At 66.1% G+C, this 17,929-nt stretch carries 13 protein-coding genes and 2 rRNA genes (1 of these 15 running past the window's edge); 12 read left to right on the top strand and 3 right to left on the bottom strand.

Annotated features, from left to right (window positions below; all coding sequences use genetic code 11):
• The 7 genes from ACQY46_RS01560 to ACQY46_RS01530 form a co-directional block, all read left to right on the top strand.
• A 23S ribosomal RNA gene (locus tag ACQY46_RS01560) occupies window positions 1–2,352 on the top strand (it extends 371 nt beyond the left edge of the window).
• Window positions 2,353–2,446: 94 nt separating this feature from the next.
• Window positions 2,447–2,562: ribosomal RNA gene (rrf, locus tag ACQY46_RS01555) — 5S ribosomal RNA — on the top strand.
• 78 nt (window positions 2,563–2,640) lie between these two features.
• Window positions 2,641–3,363 (top strand): energy-coupling factor ABC transporter ATP-binding protein, encoded by a 723-nt coding sequence (locus tag ACQY46_RS01550; protein ID WP_428698568.1) that lies wholly within the window; start codon window positions 2,641–2,643, stop codon window positions 3,361–3,363.
• A complete protein-coding gene (locus ACQY46_RS01545; protein WP_428698567.1) occupies window positions 3,360–4,037 on the top strand; it encodes an energy-coupling factor transporter transmembrane component T family protein in 678 nt (225 codons plus the stop codon). Before ACQY46_RS01550 ends, ACQY46_RS01545 begins: the two co-directional genes overlap by 4 nt.
• Window positions 4,034–4,591, top strand: coding sequence for a biotin transporter BioY (locus tag ACQY46_RS01540; protein WP_428698566.1), 558 nt, complete (start codon window positions 4,034–4,036; stop codon window positions 4,589–4,591). Before ACQY46_RS01545 ends, ACQY46_RS01540 begins: the two co-directional genes overlap by 4 nt.
• 24 nt (window positions 4,592–4,615) lie before the next feature.
• Window positions 4,616–6,118, top strand: a complete 1,503-nt coding sequence (locus ACQY46_RS01535) for an AMP-binding protein (protein ID WP_428698565.1) — start codon at window positions 4,616–4,618, stop codon at window positions 6,116–6,118.
• Window positions 6,087–7,223: a thiolase family protein gene (locus tag ACQY46_RS01530; RefSeq protein WP_428698564.1), complete on the top strand. Its 1,137-nt coding sequence runs from the start codon at window positions 6,087–6,089 to the stop codon at window positions 7,221–7,223. The genes ACQY46_RS01535 and ACQY46_RS01530 overlap by 32 nt, the downstream gene beginning before the upstream one ends.
• Before the next feature lie 19 nt (window positions 7,224–7,242).
• Here ACQY46_RS01530 and ACQY46_RS01525 read toward each other — a convergent pair whose 3' ends face one another.
• From ACQY46_RS01525 to ACQY46_RS01515, 3 genes are read right to left on the bottom strand one after another with little or no spacing between them, the layout of a single operon-like run.
• Entirely contained in the window at window positions 7,243–8,970 is a 1,728-nt protein-coding gene (locus tag ACQY46_RS01525) for a CRTAC1 family protein (protein ID WP_428698562.1), read from the bottom strand.
• Window positions 8,967–10,406, bottom strand: a complete 1,440-nt coding sequence (locus tag ACQY46_RS01520) for a di-heme oxidoredictase family protein (protein ID WP_428698561.1) — start codon at window positions 10,404–10,406, stop codon at window positions 8,967–8,969. Before ACQY46_RS01520 ends, ACQY46_RS01525 begins: the two co-directional genes overlap by 4 nt.
• 2 nt (window positions 10,407–10,408) lie before the next feature.
• Window positions 10,409–11,656: an ROK family protein gene (locus tag ACQY46_RS01515; protein ID WP_428698560.1), complete on the bottom strand. Its 1,248-nt coding sequence runs from the start codon at window positions 11,654–11,656 to the stop codon at window positions 10,409–10,411.
• A 310-nt stretch (window positions 11,657–11,966) separates the two neighbouring features.
• On the opposite strand from ACQY46_RS01515, the gene xylF reads away from it, so the two are divergent.
• The 5 genes from xylF to ACQY46_RS01490 all read left to right on the top strand — a co-directional run bounded on the left by xylF (window position 11,967) and on the right by ACQY46_RS01490 (window position 17,844).
• On the top strand, window positions 11,967–12,995 hold the full coding sequence (xylF, locus tag ACQY46_RS01510; protein ID WP_428698559.1) for a D-xylose ABC transporter substrate-binding protein: 1,029 nt from the start codon (window positions 11,967–11,969) through the stop codon (window positions 12,993–12,995).
• 131 nt (window positions 12,996–13,126) lie between these two features.
• Window positions 13,127–14,422, top strand: coding sequence for a sugar ABC transporter permease (locus ACQY46_RS01505; protein WP_428698558.1), 1,296 nt, complete (start codon window positions 13,127–13,129; stop codon window positions 14,420–14,422).
• Window positions 14,423–14,446: 24 nt separating this feature from the next.
• Window positions 14,447–15,211, top strand: coding sequence for an ATP-binding cassette domain-containing protein (locus tag ACQY46_RS01500; protein WP_336623137.1), 765 nt, complete (start codon window positions 14,447–14,449; stop codon window positions 15,209–15,211).
• Window positions 15,212–15,295: 84 nt separating this feature from the next.
• Window positions 15,296–16,051 (top strand): trehalose-phosphatase, encoded by a 756-nt coding sequence (gene otsB / locus ACQY46_RS01495; protein ID WP_428698557.1) that lies wholly within the window; start codon window positions 15,296–15,298, stop codon window positions 16,049–16,051.
• On the top strand, window positions 16,048–17,844 hold the full coding sequence (locus ACQY46_RS01490; RefSeq protein WP_428698556.1) for a glycoside hydrolase family 15 protein: 1,797 nt from the start codon (window positions 16,048–16,050) through the stop codon (window positions 17,842–17,844). Before otsB ends, ACQY46_RS01490 begins: the two co-directional genes overlap by 4 nt.
• Window positions 17,845–17,929 lie beyond the last annotated feature (85 nt).

Genomic DNA, 17,929 nt, shown 5'->3' with positions numbered 1-17,929 from the left:
ATGGGGGGACCACCCTCCAAGCCTAAGTACTCCTTGTCGACCGATAGCGAACAAGTACCGTGAGGGAAAGGTGAAAAGCACCCCGACGAGGGGAGTGAAACAGACCCTGAAACCGAATGCCTACAAACAGTCGGAGGGCGCAAGCCTGACGGCGTACCTTTTGTATAATGGGTCAGCGACTTAATTTGACATGCAAGCTTAAGCCGGAAGGTGTAGGCGCAGCGAAAGCGAGTCTTAATAGGGCGATTTAGTATGTCGGATTAGACCCGAAACCGAGTGATCTAGCCATGACCAGGTTGAAGGTGCGGTAACACGCACTGGAGGACCGAACCCACGCCTGTTGAAAAAGTCGGGGATGAGTTGTGGCTAGGGGTGAAAGGCCAATCAAACTCGGAAATAGCTGGTTCTCCGCGAAATCTATTTAGGTAGAGCGTCGGATGAATACTTCTGGGGGTAGAGCACTGGATGGGCTATGGGGACTCACCGTCTTACTGATCCTAACCAAACTCCGAATACCAGAAAGTACTATCCGGCAGACACACAGTGGGTGCTAACGTCCATTGTGGAGAGGGAAACAACCCTGACCGCCAGTTAAGGTCCCAAAATCATGGCTAAGTGGCAAAGGATGTAGGACTCCCAAAACAACCAGGATGTTGGCTTAGAAGCAGCCATCATTTAAAGAAAGCGTAACAGCTCACTGGTCTAAACAAGGGGTTCCGCGCCGATAATGTAACGGGGCTCAAGCCATGTACCGAAACTGCGGGTTCAGCGTAAGCTGAGCGGTAGCGGAGCGTTCCGTAGGCCTGCGAAGGGAGACCCGTGAGGGCTCCTGGAGGTATCGGAAGTGCGAATGCTGACATGAGTAACGATAAAGGGGGTGAGAGACCCCCTCGCCGAAAGTCCAAGGGTTCCTGCGCAACGCTAATCGGCGCAGGGTTAGCCGGCCCCTAAGGCGAGGCCGAAAGGCGTAGTCGATGGGAATGCAGTTAATATTCTGCAGCCTGCGGGTGGTGACGGATGCCGTGTATCGTATCCCCTTACTGGATTGGGGATGCGGTGAAGGTGTTCCAGGAAATAGCCCCCGCTTATAGACCGTACCCGAAACCGACACAGGTGGACTGGTAGAGCATACCAAGGCGCTTGAGAGAACTATGCTGAAGGAACTCGGCAAATTGCTCCCGTAAGTTCGCGAGAAGGGAGCCCCGGGCTTGGGCAACCAGGTTCGGGGGGCACAGACCAGGGGGTGGCGACTGTTTATCAAAAACACAGGGCTCTGCGAAGTCGCAAGACGACGTATAGGGTCTGACGCCTGCCCGGTGCCGGAAGGTTAAGAGGAGGTGTGCAAGCTCCGAATTGAAGCCCCGGTAAACGGCGGCCGTAACTATAACGGTCCTAAGGTAGCGAAATTCCTTGTCGGGTAAGTTCCGACCTGCACGAATGGCGTAACGACTTCCCCGCTGTCTCCAGCATAGACTCAGTGAAATTGAATTCCCCGTGAAGATGCGGGGTTCCTGCGGTCAGACGGAAAGACCCCGTGCACCTTTACTACAGCTTCACACTGGCATTCGTCACGACATGTGTAGGATAGGTGGTAGGCGTCGAAGCAGGAGCGCCAGCTCTTGTGGAGCCACCCTTGAAATACCACCCTTGTCGTCATGGATGTCTAACCGCGGCGCAACAACGTCCGGGACAGTGTGTGGCGGGTAGTTTGACTGGGGCGGTCGCCTCCCAAATGGTAACGGAGGCGCGCGATGGTGGGCTCAGAACGGTCGGAAATCGTTCGACGAGTGCAATGGCATAAGCCCGCCTGACTGCGAGACTGACAAGTCGAGCAGAGACGAAAGTCGGTCATAGTGATCCGGTGGTCCCTCGTGGAAGGGCCATCGCTCAACGGATAAAAGGTACGCCGGGGATAACAGGCTGATGATTCCCAAGAGTCCATATCGACGGAATCGTTTGGCACCTCGATGTCGGCTCATCACATCCTGGGGCTGGAGCAGGTCCCAAGGGTTCGGCTGTTCGCCGATTAAAGTGGTACGTGAGCTGGGTTCAGAACGTCGCGAGACAGTTCGGTCCCTATCTGCCGTGGGTGTAGGAGAATTGAGAGGATCTGTCCCTAGTACGAGAGGACCGGGATGGACGTACCTCTGGTGGACCTGTTGTCGCGCCAGCGGCATAGCAGGGTAGCTATGTACGGAACGGATAACCGCTGAAAGCATCTAAGCGGGAAACCGGCCTCAAAACCAGTTCTCCCTTGAGAGCCGTGGAAGACCACCACGTTGATAGGCCGGGTGTGGACGTGCAGCAATGCATGAAGCTTACCGGTACTAATAGCTCGATCGGCTTGATCACTCTCATTAGTCAATGCCCATCATAATCAATTGCCTCAAAATGAGGCGCTGCCAAAGCAGCCTAAGACCAGTTCACAATTTTTGCGCTCTGCCGGCCTGGTGGCCATTGCGGGGACCCAAACACCCGATCCCATCCCGAACTCGGAAGTGAAACGCCCCAGCGCCAATGGTACTGCGTCTCAAGACGTGGGAGAGTCGGTCGCCGCCAGGCCCGCAAAGCGCAAAAAAAACTCTGCAACACAATCCAAGATTAACGCGAGACCTCTGTCTCGCAAAAGACGGACACGAAATGTCCGAAACAGCTTATGCGATACTTTCAAGCGTCACGCTCAAGCGTGGCGCTTTTTCTGTTTTTGATCGGCTGTCGCTCGATCTTCGCGAGCGGCGCATCGCTCTGGTCGGCCTGAACGGGTCGGGCAAGAGTTCCTTCCTGCGTCTTCTCAACGGCTTGCTCGTTCCGGATGAGGGAGATGTCGAGGTCCTGGGTCTCGACACGCGCAAGGCGGCCCGGCAGTTGCCCCGCCATGTGGGCATGGTGTTCCAGAACCCCGACCACCAGATGATCTTCCCGACGGTGCGCGAGGAAATCGCCTTCGCCCCGCGCCAGTTCGGCGCAAGCAAGGCGGAGGCGGACGCCATCGCTCTCGCCTGCCTTGCCGAGCATGGATGCGCCGACTGGGCCGACCGGCCGGTCGCGCTGCTTTCGGAAGGCCAGAAACAGCTCGTCTGCCTGCTTGCGGTCACCGTTTCAGCTCCCCGCCTGCTCCTGTGCGACGAGCCGTTCGCCGGCCTCGACCTGGCCCTGCGGCTGCATTTCGGAGCGTTCCTGGCTCGGGCGGACGCATCCGTCCTGCTGGTCAGCCATGACCTTGAGATGATCGAGGCGTTCGACCGGGTGATATGGTTCGACGGCGGCAAAGTGCGCGGCGACGGGGCGCCGGGCGACGTGCTGCCCGCTTACCGGGACTTCGCCAGGGCGCGGGCCGGGTCGCTGACGGCGCCCGCGCTGTGATCGGCCTCTATCTGGAGCAGCGCAGTCCGCTCCACCTTGTGCCGGCGGGGTGGAAGTTGCTGGGACTGGCGCTCGCGTCTCTGCTGCTGTTTCCGCTTCGCGATCCCGTTGTCCTGCTGGCTTGCCTCATTGGCAGCCTGTCGGGCTACGCGCTGCTCGGACGGCAAGGCCTTTCCGCGCTGCGGGCGTTGCGGCCGCTGGCGATGGTCCTTGCCTTCGTGCTCGGCCTTCACGCCCTGCTTGGCTCGTTTGAAACGGGGCTGCTTGTGGGGTTGCGCCTCGCCACGCTGTTCCTTCTGGCGAGCCTCGTCACCCTGACCACCCGCATGGATGAGATGATCGATGCCCTGCGGCCCGTGCTGCGCCCGGTCGCATGGGTGGGCCTGTCGGAGCGGCGCCTGGCGCTCGCCATCGCCCTGGTCATCCGCTTCACGCCGGTGATCGTCGACATGGGCAGCCGCCTGCAGGAGGCGCACCGGGCCCGGTCGGGGCGCAAGGGGCACGTCAAACTGGTTGCGCCCCTGTGCCTCCAGGCTCTAAATGCCGCCGATCACGTTGCGGAAGCGCTGGCTGCGCGCGGCGGCGCCGATCCCGCCCTTTCCGGAGAACCGGAAGAGGCAGGGCGGCCGGACGGGCAAGAAGGAGATGCCGACCAGATGGATGCCATTCGATGACCGCCGACCGCTCGCTCGTCCATATTGCCATTCACGCCGCCTTTATCGGCGCGCTGGGGTTTCTGCCGCTCGTCTCGATCCCCCTTATGGGCGGCGTGCCGATCACCGCGCAGACCCTCGGCGTGATGCTGGCCGGCGTCATGCTGGGCCCGGTTCGCGGAGCCCTTGCCGTGCTGCTTTTCCTGTTCATCGTCGCCCTTGGCGCGCCGCTGCTTGCCGGCGGGCGGGGCGGGATCGGCGTTTTCTATGCGCCGTCCGTGGGTTTTCTGATCGGCTTCCCGGTTGCGGCGTTCGTGTGCGGGGCCATGATGCGGGTGCTCCGGTCGCAACCGATCTTCACCGCCACGCTCGTTTCCAGCGTCGTCGGCGGCATCATCGTGCTCTACGTCTTCGGCATTCCAGGCATCGCGATCATGGCGCAAACGTCCCTGCTTGAGGCCGTTGCGGGCATGCTCGCCTATCTGCCCGGGGATATCCTGAAGGCGTTCGCGGCCGCCGCGATTGTCGGGGCCGTCGAGCGCGGCCGGCCGGACGCGATCCTGTCGCGCCAGTGATCCGGCCGGCATGAGCAAGGGCCGATGAGGGAAGGTCTCGGGGACACTGTCTGCGCCTCACTGGAGGCGTATGCGGTGCACGCCGGGGGCGGCACCGCGCTGTGCGACGGGCGCGCGGCCCTCACCTGGCGGGAGTTTCTGGCCCGGACGCAGGCGGCCGAGGCAGCGCTTGCACGCGCGTGCGCCGGCCGTCTTCTGCGGGTCGACGCGGGAGACCCGCTTTCCGCCCTTGTCCGTCTTTGCGCCGGTGCGCGCAGTGGCCGGATCGTGCTGGTTGCCGACCCTGCGCACTGGCAACGGTACGGAGAGCGCCTGCACACGGAACTGGGGCCGGTCGCGGAGGACGAGGCATTTTCCGGCTGCGACCCGGCTCCTTGCGGACCTGACGAGAGGGGCGACGACGCGACCGGTCCCGTGGCGGGCAACCCGGCCGCCCGGTTCCGCGCCGGACCGCTGGAGCCGTTCTATATCGGCCTGACATCGGGTTCCACGGGCATGCCCAAGGCATTCCAGCGCTCGCACAGGTCCTGGACGCTGAGTTTCCGGTTGTGTCTCGAGGCGTTCGGCATTGGCGGGTCGGACCGGGTCTTCGTTCCCGGCGGCATCGGGCATTCGCTGCATCTGTTCGGTGCGATGCTGGCCCTCGACAGCGGCCTGCGTCTCGACATCGCGCGCAGGTTCCAGCCAAAGGCGATCCTGCGCCGGATGGAGGAGGCAGGCTCCAGCGTGCTTGTCGCGACGCCCACGCAATTGCAATTGCTTGCAAAGGGGGCCGCGAGCGAGGGCATCCGGCTTCCCGCCCTGCGGCGCATCCTGCTCAGCGGCGCGAAATGGCAGGACCGCGAGCGGGATCTTCTCGCAAGGATGTGCCCGGGTGCAGAGGTGCACGAGTTCTACGGGACATCGGAGACCAGTTTCATTTCGCATCGCCGGGCCGGGGATCCGCCAGGCAGTGTCGGCCGGCCGTTCCAGGGCGTCGAGGTGGAGATCCGCGGCGAGGACGGCACCTGCCTCGCCCCTGGCGAGACGGGCGACATCTGGGTACGGAGCCAGCTTCTTTTCGACGGTTACGTGATGGGCGCCGAACCGATGACCCGTCGCGACGGCAGTTGGGTCAGCGTCGGGGATCGCGGGGCGCTGGACGCGGAGGGCTGTCTGTGGCTCTCGGGTCGCAAGGGGCGGATGATCGTGACCTCGGGGATGAATGTGTTCGCCGAGGAGATCGAGGCGGCGCTGCTGCAATATCCCGGGGTGGCGCAGGCGGCGGTCTTCGGACTGGAGGATCCCTTGCGCGGGGCGCGGATCGTTGCCGTCATCCAGCCGAGTGGAAGCGCCTTGCCCGACCCGCAGGCGCTGCGCCGGCATTGTCTCGCCTTGCTCGAACCGGCCAAGGTGCCGCGCGCCTTTCAGTTTCTCTCCCACTGGCCCCTGACGCCGGGCGGCAAGAGCGATCTTCCGGCGATCGCCGCGGAGATCGAGCATCGGGAGGCCGCCCGTGACAGCGTATCTCGTCGCGCCCCGGCGTAGTGCGGTCGTCCCGCGCGGCGGGGCCTTCGCGGCGCTGGAGGTCGATGCCCTGGCGGCACCGGTGATGCGGGCCTGCCTGAGGGCGGGCGGTATCGAAGGCGGGGGCGTCGACGAGGTTATCGCCGGCAACGCGCTATATGGCGGCGGGAACCCCGCCCGGCGGGCCGCCCTGTTTGCGGGCCTGCCCGAAAGCGTGCCGGCAATCAGCATCGACCGCCAGTGCTGCTCGGGGCTCGATGCTATCGCCCATGCGGCGCGGCTGGTCGAGGCCGGGGCGGCCGACTGCGTCCTTGCCGGCGGAATGGAGAGCTATTCGCGCGCGCCGATCCGCTTGCGCAAGCCGACGGGTGAAGGCGGCGAGCCCGTCGCCTATGACCGGCCGCCCTTCACGCCGTGGCCGGAGCGCGATCCCGACATGGCGGACGCCGCGCTGGCGCTTGCCGTTCGGCTGGGGATTGCAGAAGAGACGCAGCTCGCCTTTGCCGTCGCCAGCCATGCATCGGCGCGCCGGGCACTCGCCTTGAAGCGCCATGAGCGAGAGATCGTGCCGCTGGACGCGGTCCGTGAAGACCGCTTCACCCGCGATCTGTCAACGGAAACGGGACGTCGCTCGCGCGCTCTGGCGCGGGCCGGCGCGGCTTGTCTCCGTGCCGCGAGCGCCGCCGTGTCGGCCGATGCGGCCGCCTTCGCGCTGGTGGTTTCCGCGTCCTGGTTGCAGGCGAACCCGCATGTCGCCGCGTGCCGGATCGTCGACAGCGCGGCGGCGGGGAGCGACCCCTGCCTGCCGGGTCTTGCGCCCGTTGTGGCGGGGAAGCGATTGCTGGCGCGGCACGGCATCGATGCGGGATCGCTTGCCGTTGCCGAGGTGATGGAAGCCTATGCGGTGCAGGCGATTGCCTGCATCGAGGGGCTCGGCCTTGATCCCGCGCGGGTCAATCGCGGTGGCGGGGCGCTGGCGCGCGGCCATCCGATCGGTGCGTCCGGCGCTATCCTCGCCGTCCGGCTGTTCCATGAATTGCAGGGCGAGCCGGTCGGCAGCCTCGGGTTTGCCGCCATCGCCAGCGCCGGCGGGCTCGGAACGGCGCTGTTGCTCGAGCGGGTGTGAGCGCCGGGCCGGATCGCGGTCAGCGCGGTGGATACCAGTAGCGCACGTCGTCGGCGCCGCGATCGATCAGCACGAACTGGTTGGCGAAGACGCGGTAGCCATGGCTCCAGTCGCCATCGGGCCAGCGCACGCGAATGACGGCGCGCTCGGCAACGCCAAGCCCGACATGGACGAAGCCGGACTGGCCGGAAGCATGGCCGCCGCCCACCTGGATCTCGCGGGTGAGGCTGCGGGCGCCGACGCGGATGCTCAGCTTCGCACCGACGGCGTTGCGGTTGGAACCGCCCTGTGCAAGGCCGACGGAGAGCCAGTTGCCGAGGGGCCTCGTCTTGCCGGCGGAGGGGTTTGCCCCGCCGAGATTGCGGAAAAGGCTTGCTGGCGCCTCGCGGTTGACGACGACCAGGTCGAGCAGCCCGTCCATGTTGAAGTCGGCGAGACCGCCACCGCGGCCGCGCCGGTCAAGGGCGATGCCGGCCGCCTCGCCATGCTCGACAAACTGCCCGCTCCACTGCTGGATCAGCAGGTTGTCCGGATCGAAGGCGGCGAAGTCGGGCATCGCCTCGACATTGCCCTTGGCGATGAAGAGATCGGAAAGCGTGTCGTTGTTGACGTCCTGGAACTCGGCATGCCAGCCGGTGGAAGGGCGCATGTCCTCGCCCGTATAGGGGCGGTGGGCGGTGACGCCCTTGTCGAAGGCGATGTCGCGATAGACCGGCAGCATCTCGTCCGTTTCCCGGTCGAGGGTCTGCAACTTGGTGTCGCCCATGCTGGTCAGGGCGAATTCCGGCAGGCCGTCGCCGTCAAGGTCGGTGCTGGCGATGCCCATGCCCCAGATCTTCAGATGGCGCCAGCCGTCGGCGCGCCGATAGGGCCGCGGCGGGCGTCCCTCCGGCAGGGCCCAGAGCTGCTCCTCGCCGCCGCGATAGTAGTGACGATCGTTGGAAATGCGCAGGGCCTGCTCGCCGGACCGGTTCCAGTCGGTGAACAGCATGGAGAGCGCGCAATAGCCGGGCGTCAGGCGAAGCCCGTCCGAATAGTCGGGCGCGCCGGCCTTGGCGGCGCCGGCAAGTGCGCGGTGCAGGATGTTATCGTCGCAGGTGCCCCAGGGCGATCCGGGCGCCGACCGGTCGACATAGTTGCCGAAGGCGAGGGTCGGATAGGCGGCGTTCTTCTCGAAGGTCGCGGCGAAGCTCGTGGTCCAGCCACGCCCGCCGTCGAAGCCGAAACGCCGGTTGGCCGGTTCGAAGCGGCAGCCGCCGGTGCCCCGCAGGATCTGGTTCTCGCCGACGCGCAGGACGACGAGGTCCAGTTTTCCGTCATTGTCGACGTCAAGCGGATAGGCGCCGGTCACCTGATCGAGGAGGCGCGAGGGCAGTCCGGTCTCCTGTCTTTCAAAGGAAAGCGGACCGCCGGCCCGGGAGGTGTTGCGAAAGAGCGCGGCGGGCGATGCGCCGCCGGCCAGAAACAGGTCCGGCCGCCGGTCGTCGTCGCAGTCCAGGATCGCGGCGCCGCCGCCGACGAAATACTCCCAGGGACCGGAATAGACATGGTCGATGCCGGCCTTGCCCGCTTCCTCGACAAAGCGCGGCACGGGGGCGGGCGCGTCTTCGGCGGCGGCCGCGACGGTGGTGTACGCCCAGGCGGCGGGCAGAAGCGAGGCGCACAGGAGTGCCCCGGCCAGCAGCGCGGCAGGACGAACCCGCGCCACAGGCCGGGGGACCGGACGGGCAGTGGCGGTGCGCGTCATTTCTGGATCTCCAGGCTGCGCAGGAAGGCGACAACCGCCTCGCGACCGTCATCGGGGAGCGCGGCATAGGCCTCGCGGCTCTCCCGCGCTTCTCCTGCATGGGCGCGGATGATCTCGTCGAGCGACGTCCGGTCGGCCCGGTGGCCATAGGGGGCGGTCGAGCCGACGCCCCACAGCTCCGCGGTGATGAAGACGTCGCGGTCGACAAAGCGCTGGCCGAGCAGCTCGTTGCCAAGGGCGGGCTCGCGGGTGTCGGCGATGCGGTGGCGCTTCAGGTCGCCGAAGAGCGGTACGAGGACATGCCCGTTCCCGTCGCGGGGCAGCACGCGGACGAAGTCGAGCGCGCCGAGGTCGATCTCCAGCGGGGCGTCGACGTCATCGGACCTGAGCGTGCCGGCGGTTTCCACCGGCCCGGGATCGAGAAACACGGTCGAGGCGAGCGGCAGCGCGGGGATGTGGCAGGCGGCGCAGCCGGTGTCGGCGAAAAGCGCCTCGCCACGGGTCGCGGCGTCCCGCCAGAGCGGGGGCAGGTCCGTCTTGCGCGACGGCGCCGGCAAGGTCGCCTGGAAGGCGACGAGGGCCGAAATGTCGGCGGCGCCGATCTCGTCGGCAACTTCGTCCCCGTCGAAATCCGGGGTTCCGGTCCATGTGGCACCGAAGCGTTCCACCGCCTGGATGCCGTGATGGGAGTTGAGCGCGTTGACGGAGAACTGGCGCAGGGACCCGAAGACCCCTTTCTGGGAAAAGGGGCGTAGCACGAGATCGGGATCGATGCCCTCGATCGCCGAAATGTCCAGGCTGCCGTCCGGATTGGCGGTGATCCTGCCGAAGGAAACGCCCTTGCTGGAAAGCTGGGCGACCTGCGCCGTGCCGCTGCGACGGGCATCGGCAAGGGCGCGGTCACGCTGTGCCTGCAACTCGTGCGTCATCTCGCGGGCGAGAAGCTCGACCAGACCCGCGCCGTGCAGCGCCGGCGAACCGCGCTCGTTGGAGAATTGCGGGTCGGTCGTGTCGAAATCGGCGCTTTCGAAGCCTTCGGAAACGAAAGCGTTGGCGGTGAAGGGAGCAGCACCGCCGATCACCGGCTCGTGGTGACAGGAGGCGCAGGCATTGGCGTCGAGACCGGCGAGGCGCTGGAAGTCCTGATGCGCCGGGCGGCGGCGCTTCGTGGGAATGATCGCCTGGGTGGCAAGAGGCCGGCCGGCACCGTCCGCCCGGATGAACTTGCCGGTAAAGAGCTCCTCGCCCCGCTCCTTCAGCCGGGCGATCCTCTCCTCCATCGGCGTCGCCGCGATGTCGGCGAGATCGAGGGGCGCCAGAAGGACCCGCTCACTCCAGGGCGGTGCCTCCCCGGCGAGTGCCGGGGCCAGCGCCGCCAGCGCGAAAGCCGCGGCGGCAAGGGGGCCTGCCATGGCGGAGCGGGCCATTTCCATCATGCCTATCCTCCCACGGGCATCTGCAGCGCACTGACGCCGGTTTCGGCGAAGACCTCGGTGTCGAGCGAATGCAGGGCGCGGGCAATGGTGCCGCGCAGGATCAGGTCTTCCTCCCAGGCGATCGCCTCGATCTCGACATCGCCGCGCAGGTCGGCGACGAGCGCCTCGTCGAGAGCGGCAAGGGCGGCCTCGCGCATCAGCGGGAAGGCGTTGGAGGCGGCACCGGTGACGACGATACGGCGCGGGTCCAGCGTCGCGATGATCCGGGCGAAGGCGTAGCCGAGCGCGGTTCCCCCGGCGCGAAAGGCGTCAAGCGCACCTGCATCGCCGTTTTCAGCGTCACGGATGAGCTCGCGGATCGTGTCGCGCGCGACCGGTATCGTGCTCGGCGGCGTTTGCGGGTCGAGCCGCAGCGCGTGCCGACGCAGGGCATAGTCGCCGAGATAGGCCTCAAGGCAGCCGCGCCGCCCGCAGCGACAAAGAGCACCGCCGGGAATATGGCTGGCATGACCGATCTCCGCGGCGGCGCCGGTCTCTCCGACAAAGAGGCGGTTGTTGACGAACAGCCCCATGCCGACGCCGTAGTCGACGAAGAGCACCGCGAAGGTTCCCCCGTAGCGGACGGGATCGATGCGGTGCAGCGCCTCGGCGATCATGTTGGTGTCGTTGGACAGCATGCAGGCAACGCCGAACGCCTCCCGCAGGGGCGCAATCACAGGGACATGGCGCACCGCGAAGGCGGGCGACCAGGCAACGGTGCCGGCGCTGTCGTCGACCACGCCCTGGGAGGCGATGGCTATGACCGAGGGCCGGTCGATGTCGTGTGCCGCCAGGAACTCGCGGATTGCGGCAACGAGCGTCTGGCCGAACGCGTCGGCCGTGACGGTGACGCTGTCGAAGCTTGCGGCCCCCCTGGCGAGGAGATTGCCGCCATAGTCGGCGAGCGCCAGCTCGATCGTGTTGACGGAGAGCTTGACGGCGAGAATGGAGGCGGCGGGGCCATGCAGGGCAAGCAGGCTGCGCGGCCGGCCGCGCACGCCCTTTTCCCGCTCCCGCTGGCCCGGTTCGTCGACGCCCACGACAAGGCCTTCGGCGATCAGGTCGGAGGTGATCGAGGTGACCGTTGCCGGGCTCAGTTCGGTGACGCGACCGAGATCGATGCGGGCCTGGGGCCCCTTGCGCCGCAAGGCCTGGAGAACGACCGAGCGGTTCTGCCGTCTGATCTGGTCGCGGTCGGCCTTTTGCGTCATTCCCATCCCGGTTGCCCGTCTCCGTCCCCTGGCGCGGGCAGGCCATTGTTGGCCCGGCGGGTTTCTCCCTACCTCGCGCGACGGACAGGCGGGTCAAGCTGCCGGCCGGTCCATCCGTTTCAAGAAACCATGTTGACAGGCGCTTTTGTTTGGAGCAACTTTTTTTCGGACGTCGAAAAAAATAAAATTTCGTCGACGCGCCATGCCGCGACGCAATCCGGCCGGAGGGTTTTTCCGGGCTGCGCCCGACAGGTTCATGATCCTTCGTTCCGCAAATGGGAGGAGCGGGGACACATCGGAGGAAACAGACATGCGCAATTTCAAACCGCTTCTTGCCGGCGCGCTTCTCGCCGCCATGACCCTTCCGGTCCAGGCGCAGGACATCACCGTCGGCGTCAGCTGGTCGAACTTCCAGGAAGAGCGCTGGAAGACGGACGAGGCCGCGATCAAGGGCGCGCTCGAGGCCGCCGGGGCGACCTATGTGTCGGCCGATGCCCAGTCGTCCGCCGCCAAGCAGCTGTCCGACGTGGAAGCGCTGATCGCCCAGGGCGTCGACGCGCTCATCATCCTGGCGCAGGATTCGCAGGCTATCGGCCCGGCCATCCAGGCGGCCGCCAACGAGGGTATTCCCGTCGTCGGCTATGACCGCCTCATCGAGGACGGGCGCGCCTTCTACCTGACCTTCGACAATGTCGAGGTCGGGCGCATGCAGGCCCGCGAGGTCCTGAAGCAGGCGCCGGAAGGCAATTACGTGATGATCAAGGGCTCGCCGACGGATCCGAACGCGGACTTCCTGCGCGGCGGCCAGCAGGAAGTGCTGCAGGCGGCGATCGACGGCGGCAAGATCAAGATCGTCGGCGAAGCCTATACCGACGGCTGGCTTCCCGCCAACGCGCAGCGGAACATGGAGCAGATCCTGACCGCCAACAACAACAAGGTCGATGCCGTGGTCGCCTCGAACGACGGCACGGCCGGCGGCGTGGTGGCGGCGCTGACGGCGCAGGGCATGGAAGGCATTCCGGTCTCCGGACAGGATGGCGATCATGCGGCGCTGAACCGCGTTGCCAAGGGCACTCAGACCGTTTCCGTCTGGAAGGACGCCCGCGAGCTTGGCAAGGTTGCCGGCGAAGTCGCCGTCTCGCTCGCCAAGGGCGGCACCATGGACAGCGTCGAGGGCGCCGGAAAGTGGACCTCTCCGGCCGGCACGGAACTCACCGCCCGCTTCCTGGCGCCGATCCCGGTCACCCGCGAGAACCTCTCGGCGGTGGTGGATGCCGGCTGGATCACCAAGGACGCGCTCTGCCAGGGCGTCAGCGGCGGCCCGGCTCCCTGCAACTGATACCCCCAAGCCTGACCTTGCGACCCTGCCCCGGCCAGAATGCCGGGGCAGGGCCGAACCATGGCGGCTGAAAGCCGGCGCCTGACGCAGGGGCCGAGGGGTGCTACAGTCTCCAAGCGGGAGCTATTCACATGACTGATACCGCGGTGTCCGAACCGAAGACGGCGGCGAGCAGGTCGGTTTTCTCCGCGCTGCAGATCGACACGCGCCTGCTCGGCATGATCGGTGCGTTCGTCGTCCTGTGCCTGGTGTTCAACGTGTTCACCGGCGGCAATTTCCTGACGCCGCGCAACATCTTCAACCTGACGATCCAGACCGTTTCCGTCGCCATCATGGCGACCGGCATGGTGTTCGTCATCGTCACCCGCCACATCGACCTTTCCGTGGGCTCGCTGCTGGCGACCGTCGCCGCCGTCATGGCGATGGTGCAGACACAGGTGCTTCCCGCCGTGTTCGGCCTGGAACTCGGCCATCCGGCGATCTGGATCCTCGCCATTCTCGCCGGCGTCGTCGTCGGCGTCGCCATCGGTGCCTTCCAGGGAGCGCTGATCGGCTATCTCGGCATCCCCGCCTTCATCGTCACCCTTGGTGGCCTGCTCGTCTGGCGCAACGCTGCATGGTTCATCACGGACGGCCAGACCATCGGTCCGCTGGACGAGCGTTTCACCATGATCGGCGGCATCGGCGGCACGCTCGGCGAGACCTGGTCCTGGATATTCGCTCTTGCGGCGGTGGTGACCGCGCTTTCCCTGCAGTTCGCCTCGCGCCGGCGCAAGGCAACGCATGGCTTCCCGGTCAAGCCGGTCTGGGCGGAAATCACGCTCGGCGCAGTCGTCTCCGCCGCGATCCTCGGCTTCATCGCCGTCCTCAACGCCTATCAGGTGCCGGTGCGCGTGCTGCGGCGCGATTTCGCGGCGCGCGGCCTGGAGGTGCCCGAGGGCTACACCGCCTCCTACGGCCTGCCCTATTCGGTGCTGCTGCTGATCGTCGTCGCGGTGTGCATGACGGTGATCGCCCGGCGGACGCGGCTCGGGCGCTATATCTTCGCCGCAGGCGGCAATCCGGACGCGGCCGAGCTTTCCGGCATCAACACGCGCCTTTTGACGGTGAAGGTCTTCGCCATCATGGGCGGGCTCTGCGCGCTGTCGGCGGCAGTGGCGGCCGCCCGCCTCGGCTTCTCGACAAACGACCTGGGCACGCTCGACGAATTGCGCGTCATCGCGGCCGCGGTCATCGGCGGGACGGCGCTGTCGGGCGGGCTCGGCACGATCTACGGCGCCATACTCGGCGCGCTGATCATGCAGTCGCTGCAATCGGGCATGGCAATGGTCGGCGTCGATGCTCCCTTGCAGAACATCGTCGTCGGCGTCGTGCTGGTGGTGGCCGTGCTCGTCGACATCATCTATCGCAAGCGCACGGGAGACTGAGCCATGGCAACTCCCCTCGTGCAGATGCAAGACATCTGCATCTCCTTCGGCGGCGTCCACGCCGTCGACCATGTCAGCGTCGACCTGCATCCGGGGGAAGTGGTCGGGCTGCTCGGCCATAACGGTGCGGGCAAGTCGACCCTGATCAAGGTGCTGTCCGGTGCCTACCAGTGCGACAGCGGCGAGATCCTGATCGACGGCAGGAAGGCGACGATCAACAGCCCGCGCGATGCCCGCGACTACAATATCGAGACGATCTACCAGACGCTGGCGCTCGCCGACAATCTGGATGCCGCCTCCAACCTCTTTCTCGGGCGCGAGATCGTCTCGCCGCTCGGTTTCGTCGACGACGACGCGATGGAGGCTGAGACCCGCAAGATCCTCGCCCGGCTCAACCCGAACTTCCGCAAGTTCAAGGCGCCGGTAAAGGCGCTGTCGGGTGGGCAGCGGCAATCGGTGGCGATTGCCAGGGCCGTCTACTTCAACGCCCGCATCCTGATCATGGACGAACCGACGGCCGCCCTTGGCGTGCAGGAAACGCAGATGGTCTCCGAACTGATCAAGGAGCTGAAGGCGCAGGGGCTCGGCATCTTTCTCATTTCCCACGACATCCACGACGTCTTCGATCTCGCCGACCGTGTCGCGGTGATGAAGAACGGGCAGCTCGTCGGCACGGCGCGCACCACGGACGTGACCAAGGACGAAGTGCTCGGCATGATCATCCTCGGCAAGTGCCCGGACGGCGCAACGCCGGGACCGGGCGCCTTCTCGGAAGAGGCCGCTGCATGATGCGGCGCGGCAAATCGCGCGTCCTGAAGGGTTTTTTCGCTCCGGGCCTTCTCATGGGGAGCAAGGTTTCGTAGGCTTTGGGCCATGAACGCTCCACCGCCTGTCTCCGATGACCTGGCGTTGTTCCTCGATTTCGACGGGACGCTCGTCGAGATCGCGCGGACGCCGGACGCGGTCGAGGCGGAGGCGCGGGTGATCGCCTGCCTCGAGCGCCTGGTCGACCATCTGGACGGCGCCGTTGCCATCGTCAGCGGCCGGCCCATCCACGAGATCGACACGCATCTGGCGCCGCTGTCCCTGCCTTGCGCCGGACTGCACGGGCTGGAGACGCGCCTGCATCCCGATGCCGGGATCGAACGGGCGCCGGTGGGACCCGAACTTGAGACGCTGAAGGCGGCGCTCTCGGGAAGCGGGCTGCTCGGGCGTGGCGTCTCCATCGAGGACAAGGGCGCGGCCATCGCCGTCCACTACCGCATCGCGCCGGATTGCGAAGAGGCCGTTTTCGAGGTGATGCAGGGGGCCATTGTCGACCTGCCCGACCTGCATCTGGTGCGCGGCAAGATGGTGGTCGAGGCCAAGCCCGCCTATCGCGACAAGGGCTGGGCCGTTGCAAGTTTCATGGATATCGATCCGTTCCGCGGCCGCACCCCGGTCTTTGTCGGGGATGACGTGACCGACGAGGACGGGATCCGGGTGGCCGAGGCGATCGGCGGCTTCGGCATCAAGGTGGGTCGCGGCGACAGCCTTGCGCGGTTCCGCCTGCCCGACGTGGAGAGTGTCACCGACTGGCTGGCGCTCGACCTTCCCGCCCACGCAACAGCAAGGAAACCGCAGACATGACACCATCGGAGCCGTCGTCACTCGACCTGGCGATCGTCGGGAACTGCTCGGTGGCGGCGCTGATCGACAAGATGGCCCGCGTCGTGTGGATGTGCCTGCCGCGCTTCGACGGAGACCCGGTCTTCCATGCGCTGCTGGGCACGCGCGGCGCGGCCGGCGACGGGGCCTTCTCGATCGACCTGGAAAATGCCTGCCGCAGCGAGCAGGCCTATATCGAGAACACGGCCGTGGTCGTCACGCGGCTCTACGACGAGGCGGGAAACGCCGTCGAGATCACGGATTTCGCCCCGCGCTTCCAGACCAAGGGGCGGATGTTCCGGCCGACGGGGCTGGTGCGGCGGGTGCGGCCGATCGCCGGCCATCCGCGCATCCGCGTGCGCTGCCGGCCACGGTTCGATCATGGCACGCGGGTGCCGGAGGTCAGCTACGGATCGAACCACATGCGTTTCGTCGGCAATGGCCAGACGGTGCGGCTGACGACGAATGCCTCGATCACCTATGTGCGCGACGAGACACCGTTCCTCCTGGACGGGCCGGTGTCGTTCTATTTCGGGCCGGACGAGAGCCTCACCCATCATCCGGAAACATTGTGCCGGGAGTTCGAGGAGGAGACCGTCCTGCACTGGCGGTTGTGGACGCGCCGGCTGGGACTGCCGCTCGACTATCAGGAAGCGGTGATCCGGGCGGCGGTGACGCTGAAGCTGTGCACCTACGAGGAAACGGGCGCGATCATCGCCGCGGCGACCACCTCGATCCCGGAGGCGGCGAACAGCGGCCGCAACTGGGACTATCGCTATTGCTGGCTGCGGGATGCGTTCTTTGTCGTGCGGGCGCTCAACTCGCTCTCCGAGATGGAGACGATGGAGAACTACCTCCGCTACATCAACAACATCGCCTCGATGACCGGGGCCGATCACGTACAGCCTCTCTATGGCATCGCGCTGGAGGAAAAGCTTGTCGAGACGACCGTGGACCTGCCCGGTTATCGCGGCATGGGGCCGGTCAGGATCGGCAACCAAGCCTATGAGCATTTCCAGCATGACGTCTATGGCAACATCGTGCTTGGCGCCTCGCAGGCGTTCTTCGACAAACGCCTGTTGCGGCAACCCGGGGTCGATGATTTCGAGCGGCTGGAGCGGATCGGCGAGCGGGCCTTTGCCATGCATGACCAGCCCGATGCCGGGCTTTGGGAATTGCGGACACGGGCCAGGGTCCACACCTCCTCGTCGCTGATGTGCTGGGCGGCCTGCGACCGGCTCGCCAAGATCGCCCGCCAGTTCGACCGCATCGAGCGGGCGGTGCTGTGGCAGGAGCGGGCCGACGCCATTCACGCGACGATCCTTGCCCGGGGCTGGAACGAGAAGGTCGGCGCCTTCGTCGAGAGCTTCGAGGGGCAGGATCTCGACGCCAGCCTGCTGCTGATCGCCGAGGTCGGCTTCCTGCCGCCGCAGGACCCGCGTTTCGTCGCCACGGTCGAGCGCATCGGCGAAACGCTGAGGCGCGGCAAGCATCTCTTTCGCTACCATGCCGCCGACGATTTCGGCGCGCCGGAAAACGCCTTCAACATCTGTACCTTCTGGTACATCGACGCGCTTGCCCGGATCGGCCGCAAGGACGAGGCCCGCGAGATCTACGAGACGATGCTCGCCTGCCGCAATCATGTCGGGCTGCTGTCGGAGGACACCAATCCGGCGACCGGGGAATTGTGGGGCAATTTCCCGCAGACCTACTCGATGGTCGGCATCATCAATGGCGCGATGCGGCTATCGGAGGGCTGGGAAAGCCTTGTCTGACGCCGACGACCCGCGCCGGTCGATACCGCTTGCCGGCATGCCCGGCTTTCCGCCGGCCCGGCCGCGCAATCCATCTGGAGGAGCT

It is taken from the genome of Stappia sp., from assembly GCF_965276915.1.
GTDB lineage: Bacteria > Pseudomonadota > Alphaproteobacteria > Rhizobiales > Stappiaceae > Stappia.
This window is presented reverse-complemented; position numbering and strand designations above follow the sequence as displayed.

Bases quoted from the DNA above. Each gene is read 5' to 3' on its own strand.
- ACQY46_RS01515 (WP_428698560.1), bottom strand. From the start codon at position 11,656: ATGACGCAAAAGGCCGACCGCGACCAGATCAGACGGCAGAACCGCTCG.
- ACQY46_RS01540 (WP_428698566.1), top strand. From the start codon at position 4,034: ATGACCGCCGACCGCTCGCTCGTCCATATTGCCATTCACGCCGCCTTT.
- ACQY46_RS01535 (WP_428698565.1), top strand. From the start codon at position 4,616: ATGAGGGAAGGTCTCGGGGACACTGTCTGCGCCTCACTGGAGGCGTAT.
- ACQY46_RS01490 (WP_428698556.1), top strand. From the start codon at position 16,048: ATGACACCATCGGAGCCGTCGTCACTCGACCTGGCGATCGTCGGGAAC.
- xylF (WP_428698559.1), top strand. From the start codon at position 11,967: ATGCGCAATTTCAAACCGCTTCTTGCCGGCGCGCTTCTCGCCGCCATG.
- ACQY46_RS01505 (WP_428698558.1), top strand. From the start codon at position 13,127: ATGACTGATACCGCGGTGTCCGAACCGAAGACGGCGGCGAGCAGGTCG.
- ACQY46_RS01550 (WP_428698568.1), top strand. From the start codon at position 2,641: ATGTCCGAAACAGCTTATGCGATACTTTCAAGCGTCACGCTCAAGCGT.
- ACQY46_RS01525 (WP_428698562.1), bottom strand. From the start codon at position 8,970: ATGACGCGCACCGCCACTGCCCGTCCGGTCCCCCGGCCTGTGGCGCGG.
- ACQY46_RS01520 (WP_428698561.1), bottom strand. From the start codon at position 10,406: ATGATGGAAATGGCCCGCTCCGCCATGGCAGGCCCCCTTGCCGCCGCG.
- ACQY46_RS01500 (WP_336623137.1), top strand. From the start codon at position 14,447: ATGCAAGACATCTGCATCTCCTTCGGCGGCGTCCACGCCGTCGACCAT.
- otsB (WP_428698557.1), top strand. From the start codon at position 15,296: ATGAACGCTCCACCGCCTGTCTCCGATGACCTGGCGTTGTTCCTCGAT.